The sequence below is a fragment of the Gammaproteobacteria bacterium genome (assembly GCA_029881255.1).
GTDB lineage: Bacteria > Pseudomonadota > Gammaproteobacteria > S012-40 > S012-40 > JAOUMY01.
The window spans coordinates 265,123-278,063 of record JAOUMY010000002.1 but is presented as its reverse complement, the minus strand read 5'-3'; the positions used below and the strand labels follow the sequence as shown (position 1 = coordinate 278,063).

At 47.9% G+C, this 12,941-nt stretch carries 9 protein-coding genes; all 9 read left to right on the top strand.

Annotation, left to right across the window (positions count from 1 at the left end):
• The first annotated feature begins 48 nt into the window (after positions 1–48).
• The 9 genes from OEZ43_06405 (at position 49) to OEZ43_06365 (ending at position 12,927) form a co-directional block, all read left to right on the top strand.
• Positions 49–447 (top strand): GNAT family N-acetyltransferase, encoded by a 399-nt coding sequence (locus tag OEZ43_06405; protein MDH5545205.1) that lies wholly within the window; start codon positions 49–51, stop codon positions 445–447.
• 202 nt (positions 448–649) lie between these two features.
• Entirely contained in the window at positions 650–3,640 is a 2,991-nt protein-coding gene (locus OEZ43_06400; protein MDH5545204.1) for a PAS domain S-box protein, read from the top strand.
• Between the two features lie 64 nt (positions 3,641–3,704).
• Complete coding sequence (gene tgt, locus OEZ43_06395; protein ID MDH5545203.1) at positions 3,705–4,817, top strand: tRNA guanosine(34) transglycosylase Tgt; 1,113 nt, start codon at positions 3,705–3,707, stop codon at positions 4,815–4,817.
• Positions 4,818–4,976: 159 nt separating this feature from the next.
• Positions 4,977–5,309: a preprotein translocase subunit YajC gene (yajC, locus tag OEZ43_06390; GenBank protein MDH5545202.1), complete on the top strand. Its 333-nt coding sequence runs from the start codon at positions 4,977–4,979 to the stop codon at positions 5,307–5,309.
• Between the two features lie 85 nt (positions 5,310–5,394).
• Entirely contained in the window at positions 5,395–7,269 is a 1,875-nt protein-coding gene (gene secD / locus OEZ43_06385) for a protein translocase subunit SecD (protein ID MDH5545201.1), read from the top strand.
• A gap of 14 nt (positions 7,270–7,283) precedes the next feature.
• A complete protein-coding gene (gene secF, locus OEZ43_06380) occupies positions 7,284–8,222 on the top strand; it encodes a protein translocase subunit SecF (protein ID MDH5545200.1) in 939 nt (312 codons plus the stop codon).
• Between the two features lie 51 nt (positions 8,223–8,273).
• Positions 8,274–11,282 carry an EAL domain-containing protein gene (locus tag OEZ43_06375; protein ID MDH5545199.1) on the top strand — a complete coding sequence of 1,003 codons (3,009 nt, stop codon included), beginning with the start codon at positions 8,274–8,276 and terminating at the stop codon, positions 11,280–11,282.
• Between the two features lie 374 nt (positions 11,283–11,656).
• Positions 11,657–12,136, top strand: a complete 480-nt coding sequence (locus OEZ43_06370) for a spore coat U domain-containing protein (GenBank protein ID MDH5545198.1) — start codon at positions 11,657–11,659, stop codon at positions 12,134–12,136.
• Positions 12,137–12,195: 59 nt separating this feature from the next.
• Positions 12,196–12,927, top strand: coding sequence for a fimbria/pilus periplasmic chaperone (locus OEZ43_06365; GenBank protein ID MDH5545197.1), 732 nt, complete (start codon positions 12,196–12,198; stop codon positions 12,925–12,927).
• Positions 12,928–12,941 lie beyond the last annotated feature (14 nt).

Genomic DNA, 12,941 nt, shown 5'->3' with positions numbered 1-12,941 from the left:
TGGCATGAACACTTCGTGCCCATCATCGGCGTCGATCAGGTAGTGTATATGCTGGAAAAATTTCAAAGTCCAGCAGCGATTAATGCCCAAATTGCGTCAGGGGCCTCATATTTCCTGGCGTATTTTGAGGGACAAGCCTCAGGCTATATGTCTCTTATCCCAGATGCATCGGCGCGTTCTATGATGATAAGCAAATTCTACGTGTCGAAACGGCACAGGCAACGCGGTGTCGCGACGAGCATGCTGCGATTGGCCGAATCAATGGCGCGCAGTGAAAAATCCATCAGCAAACTATGGTTAACGGTGAATAGACGCAATATTTTGGCAATAGACTGGTACCAAAAACATGGTTTTTCGAAGACAGAAAAATTGAAAAAAGATATTGGCGCAGGTTTTTATATGGATGACTTTATCATGGAAAAAGAATGGCTGAATGAGTCGTTATAATCCACACGAAAATTATTCCACACGTCAATAAATGGCGTAAACAATTGTAAACCACATACATATAAAGAGTCTTTGGTTCGACATATTAGGAGTGACAAAAACATCCAAGGGAACTCTGAGTCAACCGGCAATGTAGCGCAGTCAGCACCAGGCCAGTGGCTTAAAATCCCCAAGCGTTTAACTCTTGAATTGAACCAGTCCTTTGAATTTAAAACAGACGCAACTAAATTCGGCTAACGAAAATCTGCCACGTACAATCCTGGCAGGTATTCTTGTTGGTTTGATCTATACATTTTTTGCCTGGAATTACACCGAGAATATCGTTTGCTGGTATTGGTTTCTGACGCATGTGTTAGTCAGCATCTTTCGCCTGGCCACCAGCTTCTACGTTAAAACAGATCAAGAGTTACATTTTCGTACCAGGGCCTTATTGCTGCAGTTGGGTAATCTTATGTCGGCGGTTGTCTGGGGTAGCGGTCTGTTTTTGGTCGACGGCGCTTCCTCGCCACACGTCGTCTATAGCGTTATGTTGATTTACGCAGGTTTGGTGACAGCAAGTGCGCTGGCCACAGCCTTACATTCCACACTCTATTACAGTTTTGCGGTACCGCTGCTAATGTGTACGGTGGTTTGGGTATTTCGTAATAGGGAATCGTTTACGACTGAGTTTTTAGTTTTTTTTGGTATTTTTGTACTCGGTGTTCTGGCACTGTCACGCGCGGTTCAAAAACAATTCGTTCAGCATATTACCTTGTGGCAAACCAATGCGGACATGGCGGGCAGGTTGGGGCGGGTTAATGAAGAACTGCAAAACAAGATAGAAGAGAGCAAGGCAAGAGAGCTTGCATTAAACGAATCGCAGGAAAAGTTTCGTATTCTGATGGAAACCATTCCCGACGCGGTACTGATGGTGAATGAAGAAGGCATAATACGATTCTGCAATAGTTCTTCTGAGGGGATTTTTGGCGTTTCAACCAGTCAGCTACTTCAAATGTGCGTGGATGATTTGATTCCCACCGAAATGTCAATAAATCATCAGCATTTGCGTGAAGAATATTTTAAGGACATGAGAGCCAGAACGATGTCTGGCGGAATTCAGATCGACGCAAAACGCGCCAATGGCGTTGTATTTCCCGCGCAGGTTGACTTGTTTCCTACCACGATTCGTGGAGAAAAATACGTTGTTGCCATTGTTAGAGATCTGTCAGAACGTAGTTATCTCGAATACCTAAGCAAGGAAATCGCGGAACGCACGAATGCCGAAGATCGACTGAAAAAAGTGTTGAGCGAATATGAACTGATTAATGCCACCATGCAGGACATTGTATACCAGTTGGATTTGTCCGGCGGCATCGTCTGGTTTAATAGCGCACTGCAGCGTATGACGGGATGGGAAGAATCCGATATGTGGCAGCGAAATGCCCTGGAGTTTGTTTCGACTGAAGATCGAGATCGGGTGCAGGCGGCTTTCGATAGCGTGATGGCCGTTGGCAGCGACGAAATTGACGCGGTGTTACAAACGAAAGCCGGGCCACGGGTGTTTCATATCAAGGGCTCGGTATTGCGCAACGCTAACGGACAAATTATCGGCCAAGTGGGAACCGGACGCGACATCACTGAACGTCGCATCACTGAACAGGAATTGATCAATAGCCAGATTCGATTTGAGATGAGTCAACAGTTCGCCAATATAGGTACCTGGGAACTAAATCCGCAAACGAAAGAAATTGTCTGGTCCCAACAAGTGTGGCGATTAATGGGGGCTTTCCCCGGCGCTTTCGAGCGGACATTTGAAAACTTTTTATCACGCATACACGTTGACGACAGGCAAGATGTCGATCAGGCGATTCTTTTTTGTGTACGCGAACACATCGAGCTGGATACGCGCTTTCGTTTTCAATGGGAAAACGGCTCCGTTGGCTGGGTGAATCTCAAGGGGAATGTGGAAATCGATAGAGATGGCACTGCTCGTCGAGTGCTGGGAGTGTTGATCGACATTGATAAAGTGGTGAAGTCTGAAAGCGAAAAAATGCGTCTGCAACGACAATTACAACAGGCGCAAAAAATGGAGGCTATCGGCGAACTGACAGGTGGAATTGCCCACGATTTTAATAATATGCTGACCAGTATTTTGGGTTATTCAAAACTAGTTACGGAAATGCCGGACAGCTTTAGCAAAGAAGATATCGTTCAGTACGTCAAAAAAATCAGCCTTGCCGGACAGCGCGCGAGGGATATGGTGAAGCAGTTGCTCGCATTTAGTCGAGACCAGACTGATGTCTTCGAGCCCGTGCAGATGCCCATGCTGGTGAACGAAGTCGTCGACATGCTCGGTCCGACCATGCCGAGCAGTGTTGAAATCGTTTGTGACATTGGCGAAGACATACCCATTGTGCAAGGCACTATCGTTCAACTCCAACAGGTGTTGATGAATTTGTGTATCAATGCGCGCGACGCAATGGAGGGTCAGGGGCGCATTAAAATTCAACTGGGGGTTAAACAAAACGCCCATTCAACTTGTAGTGCATGTTTCCAGACATTTATTGGCGACTATGTGGTGTTAGAAGTGGAGGACAGTGGTGCAGGTATAGACGAGTCTCTGTTAGAGCGTATTTTCGATCCGTTTGTTACCACCAAGGAGGTGGGCAAGGGTTCGGGAATGGGGCTTTCCATGGTGCAGGCGATTGTTCATCAGCACCGAGGGCATCTGGAAGTGCAGTCGCAACCAGGATGTACGCGGTTCAGTATTTTTCTACCGACGAGTGATTGTCTGGAAGTCGCAGATAATAAGGAAGTTGTAAACAGCGTCATAGTTGATGGAAACCAGGCGCGAGTGCTGGTTGTAGACGACGAAGAATCCATAGTCGAACTGTATGGGATACTTTTCGAGATGTATGGTTATGAAGTTACGGCTATGACCGATCCGAAGGCGGCGCTCGAACTCGTCAAACAGAATCCCTACGCATTTGACGTCATTGTTACCGATTACACCATGCCTGGCATAACTGGCGAGGAGTTGAGTCGGCAAATATTGGCGCTACGCGAGGACATGCCCATCCTGATGTGTACCGGCTATAGCGAACGCATGGACGAGAAAAAGGCCCATGCCATGGGTATACGCGCCTTTTTGATGAAGCCGGTCGAACCACTGCGCATACTCGAGAGCGTCGCCGAGCTGGCTCAGGCCGCCTGACGTTTGTAATCACCCTGTTTTGCGGTAAGCTTGCGCCTCCCAGAGTAAGACGGATTTCCATTTCATGAAGTTTGAGTTATTGACCACCTCCGATGGCGCTCGCCGCGGACGTCTTTCCTTTTCCCGAGGCGTGGTGGAAACCCCCGTGTTTATGCCTGTTGGCACTTATGCCACGGTCAAGGCCATGACCCCCGAAGAATTGCTGGAGCTGGGCGCGCAAATCGTACTCGGCAATACCTTTCATCTCATGCTGCGTCCAGGTACCGGTGTTATCCGTGAGCATGGCGATCTGCATGATTTTATGCACTGGGACAAACCCATACTCACGGATTCTGGTGGATTTCAGGTATTTTCTCTCGGTGATATGCGCACGATTAGCGAAGATGGCGTGACGTTTAAATCGCCCATCAATGGCGACAAGATCTTTCTCGGTCCGGAAGAATCTATGCAAGTCCAGCGTGAACTCGGCTCAGACATCGTGATGATCTTCGATGAATGTACGCCTTATCCGGCCACTGAACAGCAGGCCAGAGACTCGATGGAACTGTCTTTACGCTGGGCAGAACGAAGTAAAAAAGCCCACGAAGGCAATCCAAATGCATTATTCGGCATTGTGCAGGGCGGCATGTACCCGACACTGCGTGATATTTCCCTGCGTGGCCTGACGGAGATCGGCTTCGACGGCTACGCCATCGGCGGTCTGTCGGTTGGTGAGACCAAGGAGGAGATGAAACACGTACTCGACCATCTGACTCCCGCTATGCCGGTGGACAAGCCGCGCTATCTCATGGGCGTGGGAACGCCGGAAGATCTGGTGGAGTCTGTTCGTCGCGGCATCGATATGTTCGATTGCGTGATGCCTACGCGCAACGCGCGTAACGGCCATTTGTTCGTCCATGCCGGCGTGATACGCATACGTAATAGCATCTATGAGCGCGATACCCGACCCTTGGACGAGAATTGCGGTTGCTATACCTGTCAGCACTACAGTCGATCTTATCTACGATATCTGGATCGCAGCCGTGAAATACTGGGCGCACGTCTCAACACCATCCATAATCTCTATTACTACCACGAGCTCATGCAAAACATGCGTGATGCCATACAGGCCGGGCAATTCAGCGATTTCGTGCAGTCTTTTTATGAACGACGTGGCGCGTCTGTGCCTGCCCTGTAAGTGGCAAAGTGACCCGATAAGCCAATGAAAGATCGCGCCTCTCGGAAGTGTGACCCGGTTGCTGGAAAATTGACGTTCCGGTAAAACTCCGTTCTAACGCTGGCTGGTTTGTGTGATAATACGCGGCCTTATCACTATTGGGAGCTAAAGGAAAACGCGATGGGCTTTTTCATCTCTGATGCTATGGCTGAGGGCGGCGCGGCTGCTCCAGCACCGGGTGCTGGTGACTTGCTGGGCTTACTGCCACTACTGGTCATTTTTCTGATTTTCTATTTCTTGTTAATACGTCCGCAGGTCAAGCGTGCCAAGGAACACAAGAAGCTGACTGAGTCAGTCTCCAAGGGTGATGAGATCGTCACCAGCGGTGGTCTGCTGGGCAAGGTCATCGAAGTCGATGAAAATTTCGTGACACTGGAAATTGCCGCCAATACGCAGGTGAGAATTCAGCGCCAGTCTGTCATCAATCTGGTTCCCAAGGGAACGTATAAGTAACCGCAAATTGGCCGGGCGGAGATTCCTGCCCGGTTTTTGCTATACAAACAACCCCCGTATTTAATAAGGAAGTCTGGGTAACAGGATGCTAAACAAATATCCGTTGTGGAAATATCTCATTCTCGTCATTGCAGTGGTCGTTGGCGCGCTATACGCCATGCCCAATCTCTATGGTGAGGACCCGGCAGTACAGGTTTCTGGAGAGCGCACTGTCAAAATAGACACTGGCACTCTGGGTCGTGTCGAGCAAATACTCAAAGACCAGAATATCGTCTTTAAGAGCGTCGTACTCGAAGGTGATCGTATCCTGGCGCGTTTCAGCGATACCGATACCCAGCTCAAGGCGCAGGAACTGGTGCGTGAGCGACTCGGTGAAGGTTATATCGTGGCCTTAAATCTGGCGCCATCGACGCCTGAGTGGTTGACGTCTATTGATGCCCTGCCGATGTATCTCGGTCTCGACTTGCGTGGTGGCGTGCACTTCCTGATGGAAGTTGATATGCAGGCCGCTATCACCCAGGCACTGGAACGCTATACCGGCGATTTTCGCAGCCTGTTACGCGAAGAAAAAGTCCGTTACCTGGGTATCGACCGTGAGGGAGATGTCGCCAGCGGTAATGCCTACGTTCAATTGAAATTCCGTGGTGCCGATGTGCGCGAAGAAGCGCGTCGCCTGATCAAAAAATCGAATAGTAATCTCCTGTTTACCGATATCGACGAAGAGCCCTATCACTATCTTCAAGTCAGTCTGAGTGAACAGGAAATTCGTGAAACTCAGAAATTTGCCCTACAACAAAATATCACCACGCTGCGCAATCGCGTCAATGAATTGGGCGTTGCCGAGCCTTTAATACAACAGCAAGGCGTTGATCGCATCGTCGTACAGTTGCCAGGTGTACAAGACACTGCGCGCGCCAAAGAAATTTTAGGTGCGACAGCCACCCTGGAATTCCGCATGGTGGATGAAGAACACAATGTTCAAGCAGCATTAAGCGGTCGCGTGCCACCGGGTTCAAAGTTGTATAAAGAACGTAATGGTGATCCTGCCTTGCTCAAGCGCCAGGTAATGCTGACCGGTGACTACATCGTCGATGCATCTTCCGGTATCGATACCCAAAGCGGTGGCCCAGCGGTATATATCACTCTTGATAGCAAGGGTGGCCGCATCTTTACCAATGCCACAAAGGATAATGTCGGCAAATTGATGGCGGTGGTGTTTATCGAGTCGAAGACCGATAGACGCGTGGTGGATGGAGAAACGATACGTACCAAGCGCAAGATTGAGGAAGTAATCAATATTGCGCGTATCCGTGATCGTCTAGGCAGTCGTTTCCAGATCACTGGTCTGGATAGCACCGAAGAAGCACGCGATTTGGCCTTGTTACTGCGTGCCGGTGCCTTGGCCGCGCCTATTGATATTGTGGAAGAGCGTACGGTCGGCCCAAGTTTGGGGCAAGACAATATCGATAAGGGTTTCGAATCTGTCATCATCGGTTTCGTGGTGGTGTTGGGATTTATGCTTTTCTACTATCGTGGTTTCGGCATGATTGCGAATGTGGCGTTGGCAGCCAATCTGGTGTTTATCGTCGCCATTTTGTCTATGATGCAGGCCACGCTGACTTTGCCGGGTATCGCGGGTATCGTTCTTACAGTGGGTATGGCGGTTGACGCCAATGTACTTATTTTTGAACGCATAAGAGAAGAATTACGCGCAGGAATTAAACCGCAAAATGCGATCGATCTTGGTTATGGTCGCGCCTTCATGACTATTGCCGATGCGAATATCACAACGCTTATCGCCGCAATCGTGCTATTTGCTTTGGGAACCGGTCCTATCAAGGGATTCGCGATAACACTTTCTATCGGTATTCTGACCTCTATGTTTACCGCCATCATGGGTACTCGCGCCATCGCCAATTTGATTTACGGTGGACGCAAGGTGAGTAAACTTTCGATCTAGGACGACGTGACATGTTGCAAATACTAAAACAGCCTCCTCAATTTGATTTTATGCGCGTGCATAAGACCGCGATGATGATTTCAATGATCTTTTTGTTGATTGGTCTTGGATCGGTTGTGACTAAGGGAATGAACCTTGGCATCGATTTTACCGGAGGAACCCTGATAGAAGTGGGGTATCAACAAGCGGCAGAACTTTCCAGTCTTCGTGACACGCTTGCGAAACAGGGATTTGACGATGCCGTCGTGCAACACTTCGGAACCGCCAAGGATGTGTTAGTGCGCATTGCGCCGCGAGAGGGCGTCACCTCTGCACAATTGAGTACTCAATTGCTTGCTGTATTGAGTTCAACGGAAAACGGCACAGCCGATATGCGTCGTGTTGAGTTTGTTGGACCACAGATTGGTGACGAGCTAATCGAAAAAGGTGGCCTGGCGATGTTGACTGCGCTGGGATGTATTCTAGTCTATGTATGGATACGTTTTGAAAAACGTTTCGCACTGGGAGCAATCGCAGCATTGGTGCATGACGTCATTTTCACCATGGGCGCTTTTTCGATTCTTGGTTTGGAGTTTGATCTTACAGTACTGGCAGCTATTCTGGCGGTGATAGGTTATTCCTTGAATGACACCATCGTCGTCTTTGACCGGGTACGCGAGAATTTTCGCAAAATGCGTAAGGGAACACCGACTGATGTCGTTAATCAGTCGATCAACCAAACCTTGTCACGAACCATGATGACTTCATTAACCACTTTGCTGGTATTGGTTGCATTATTCATATTCGGCGGCGAATTGATTCATGGATTTGCCACTGCGCTAATTGTTGGTATCGTCGTTGGAACCTATTCCTCTATCTATATTGCCAGCGCTAGTGCACTCATGCTGGGGGTCACCAAGGAAGATCTTCTGCCTCCTGATAAGGAAGGAGAAGACCAGGAACCTGTTATGTAATTTTATTCTGACGGGGTGGTGTGTCTTTCCCGAAAGGGGAGGACACAGTGGATGAAGGCTAAAGAGTTTAACGTCCACTTTACCACCCTGGTCGCCATCTGCTGGACTTTACCGCCGGTGATTGGTTTTGCTTTTATGCTGTATATAGGGTTGTTCACACCAGGACAAACCTACGCCATCCTTAGTCATCCTCTCGAAATTCTGTTTATCGCTGGTACTTTTGTTTTTGCCCAAATATGGTTTCGCATTTACGTGCAGCCGGTGGCGCGGTATTTGAGCCAGGACAATAGTGCAGTAGCTGATGTTGATCGAATTCTCAGTAGATTTCCTTTGCAGTTCTGGAGTTTGTTTTTAGGTAGTTTAGCCCTGGCGCCTTCCTCGGTAATCATAACGGCTGAGATAGCGACGGATTTTGTTGCCGGTCCGGTCGAGTGGTTCAAGATACACTTGGTCGCCTTGATTGTTTCGATTATTGTCGGTTTGCCTGTTTTTTTTAAGTTCTATGATTTATTTGGTCGTGCGCTTGGGCAACTGAATCTAAATAAGCCCCGCTTGACGATAAAAACGCGAGTGTTTTTGATCGGCGCGCTCACGCCTTTGTTAATTGATACCGTTCTGGTGCAATACTATTGGGCACGTACCGGTGTTTTTGATAACGAAGTGTTTTTTGTGTGGTTGTCACTCGAGCTTTTGGCGATCGCCGGCGCGCTGATGTTTGTCCATAGCTTTGGGCAGGCCTTGCAACCATTGCAATCACTTTTCGGTGAAGAAAGCCAGAACGACGTAGTCGCACGCGAACTCGCGGCAAGCTCCACTGACGAACTCGGCGTGCTTACCGGTCGTTTTCGTGAGCTTTTTGAACATATTGAACATTCACACAAGATTCTTCATGTGGGCAATCGTATTTTGCGCGGTGCCCCGGACCTTTCCGTCAAAAACGTATTTGAAAATATTGTTGAGCTCAGTGTTTCATTGCTGCGCTTCGATCTTGTCGCGATTATGTTACACGACAAGCAACAGGATAAACTGATTGCCGTTGTGCACAATGAAGGGCCTTATCTGTCGGAAGGTTATGAGTCGATCTCTCTGGGCGGTCTCAGTGTTAGCTCACAAGCGTTTATGGAAGGGCGTACGGTATGCGTAAGTGATGCAAATAATTTGAGTGAAGATGAGCGCACATTGTTAGAACGCTATGAGGTGAGAGCACTTATTTGTTCGCCTCTTTTAGTGGAAGACGAAACTATCGGCGTGATCGTCGGCATACACCGTCATTCTGTCCATCATTTCAGCCATCATGAAATCGAAATGACGGAAGCCTTGGCGGGAGAGGCGGCGATTGTCATTCATCACCAATTGTTGCGGGATAATAGCTTGTATGAGCAAAGGCAACGCAACGTTGCCGACGCACGTTTACGCTCGGCAATGGAATCAGTTAGTGATGGGATCATTACTACTGATAGAAATCTCGCCGTTGAATTCATTAACCCGGCGTTTGCCTCCTGGTTGTCCATGCCGAATGAAGGATATATGGGATTGCCCGTCGACAATCTACTCAGCGACGCAGGAATCTGTAAACCAGATGCACTGAAACACATGTTGTCGCAGGTAATGCATCTTAATTGCGCATTGACCTATGGTGACACGATAACGCCTGAAACCGGTTCAAAACGGGAGAAGGTATTTGAAGCACACGCTTCGCCAATCAGTGGCGAGGATAACGATGTTTTAGGCAGTATTCTGATATTTCACGATATCAGCGAATTATCACGACTGACGTTGAAACTTGCCTACCAGGCATCTCACGATCCCCTGACGGGTTTGGTCAATCGACGCGAATTTGAAACGGTATTAGAAAGACAAATTAACAGTTCACGTGAAAGAGGTTATGTGCATACGCTGTGCTACATCGACCTGGATCAATTCAAAGTCGTGAATGATTTATGCGGACATGTCGCCGGTGATGCCTTATTGAAACAATTAGCGAGCAATATGAAAAGTTGCGTCTTGGATAGTGATACTTTGTCTCGCCTTGGTGGTGATGAATTTGGTCTGCTGCTTAACCACTGTAACGTAAAGGTCGCGCAACAACGCGCCTCACAAATTCTTGCCATGATTAATCGCTTTCGCTTTACCTGGGAAACCAAGACCTTCGACATCGGAATGAGTATTGGCCTGGTAGAGATTTCCGGAATGGCAGGTACGGTTGCTGATGTATTGAAGGCTGCCGACTCGGCTTGCTATCTGGCGAAAGAGCTTGGACGTAATCGCATTCATGTCTATCGTCAGGGTGACGCTTTGCTTAGCCAGCGCAGAGGAGAAATGGCCTGGTTGCAACGCATACAGCGGGCGTTAGAGGCAGATCGATTTGTGTTGTACCAACAGCCGATCGTGCCCTTGAACGGCGGTGGAGGTCTCCCTTATTGTGAAATCTTGATACGTATGCTGGATGAGAATGGTCAGGTGATCGCGCCAAATACATTTATACCTGTGGCAGAACGATATCAATTAATGACGCATATAGATCGCTGGGTGGTCAATAATGCTTTGCAAAATCTGAGTGGTCGCCAATTATCAGGCGATAAAACCAGCAGTTTTTCGATTAATCTTTCTGCGCAGTCAATATGCGACGAGTCCTTTTTGCAGTTTGTACTAGACACAATCGATGGGAACAATATTACAAGTCACTCTATTTGTTTTGAAGTAACCGAAACCGCGGCTATTTCAAATCTGCAGCGTGCCAGAGACTTTATTCAAACCCTGCGTGAAAAAGGCTGTCGATTTGCACTGGACGATTTTGGTAGCGGTCTGAGTTCATTTTCCTATCTCAAGCAATTACCGGTGGACTATATCAAGATCGACGGCAGCTTTATCAAAGACCTGGAGAGTGATCCCCTCGATCGCGCAATGGTTGAGGCATTCAATGATATTGGTCATTTAATGGGTACCAAAACCGTAGCCGAATTTGTCGTGAGTGAACCTGTGCATGACTTGCTAATGGAAATAGGGGTCGATTTTGCGCAGGGAAACTATATAGGGAAGAGTATCGCATTGGAGCACTGAGATACGTTACCAACATCTGTCTGGTGATATCTGTGCTTGTTCGACGCTATGGTGAATAGTTGTTAGTTAACGCATACTTCCATTCTTTTTTGATTTTATACCTGACTTCTATCTGAATTTTTCCTGTCTTATTGTTGAATTTCTGATTCGTTGAAAATCTGAATTGTGTCAAAACACACAATGTGTTCCAGCATTAATTTGATATGAAAAATTAAATTCACACCTTTCAGCTTTGTTTCATTGGATTTTTTCTATTCTGACTGCCTCGACTAAATAACTCGTCGAAACAGAATCAGCCGTGAAGATAATTAATTTATAACGTGGGAGACGGCATTTTGATTTGCCGCTTTCACCCTTGAAAAGAGGACAGAAACATGGACAAACGTTTCCTGACTTTTGCTGCTTTGCTTGCAAGTATGTTAACGATCTCAAATGCGGGTGCAAATACCGCGCAAATGGAAATTACCGCGACAGTGGCGGGAGCCTGTACGGTACAGGCGGCGCCAATCGATTTCGGTGTATACAGTGGCGCACAAGTTGACACCAGCGGACAGGTTACTGTCAGCTGTAACAATGGGGTGGTTTATAACGTGGCGCTGGATGCGGGTGTAAACTCCGATGGCGCGAATCGTATGTTGAGTAATGGCACCGGGGCAGTTTTGCCATACCGTCTTACATATGGTGGCAATGATTGGGGTGATGTCGGCGTAACCAACACCTATCCTGGAGAACCTGTCGCAGGAACCGGTATCGGTTTACCCGAAACATTTAACGTGGAAGCCAGACTGTTCGGAAACATCGATGTCCCTCCCGGTGTTTATTCCGATACAGTGACGGTGACTGTGGCATTTTGATCACGTTCTCGCCTCTTCTCTGTATTGGGGAAGAGGCATTTTTTTTGGGAGGAAAGGGAATGTTGTATCGATTATTCATATTTGTTTTGCTTGTCCAGGCTGCTACGTTTTCATATGCCGCTTCCTTCAAGGTAAACCCCCTCAAGCTGGAATTTTCTCAAAACACACGCACCAGCATTCTGGAGTTGAGCAATACCAGTAATGGCTCCGTAACGCTGCAAATCGATGCGCGTAAATGGATGCAGGATGCCTCTGGAACCGATGTATACGACGAGGCCGATGAAATTGTTTTTTTTCCGCGCATAGTAACCCTGAAAGCCAATGAACAAAGAACGATACGTATAGGTTTTAACGGTACACGCGATGCGCAAAAAGAAATGACCTATCGGATTTTCGTTGAGGAGCTGGTCAGTCGTAGTGAACGCAATCAGGCATTGAATTTTGCCTTGCGTTTCAGTATTCCCCTGTTTATTCAGCCAGAGAGAGAGAAAGTCGAAGTGGCCTTGTCCGGAGCTTCGGTCAAAAATGGAAAGGCCAGCGTTGTGCTTGAGAATAGAGGGAATCAGCACGTAATCGTCAAACAGTTTCAGGTCACAGGACTGGATCGTAATCAACACGAAATATTTTTTCACGAGTCCAAAGGCTGGTACGTGTTGTCAGGCAACCATAACGCCTTTTCCATTAAACTAAGCGACCAGGAATGTGGTCGTAGTGAATTTCTGGAACTGACCACAAGAACCTCTGCAAAGACCCTCGTTGCCAGGGTGCCAAAGGAACAGATTGGTTGTTAGCTGTCTATGCGCCC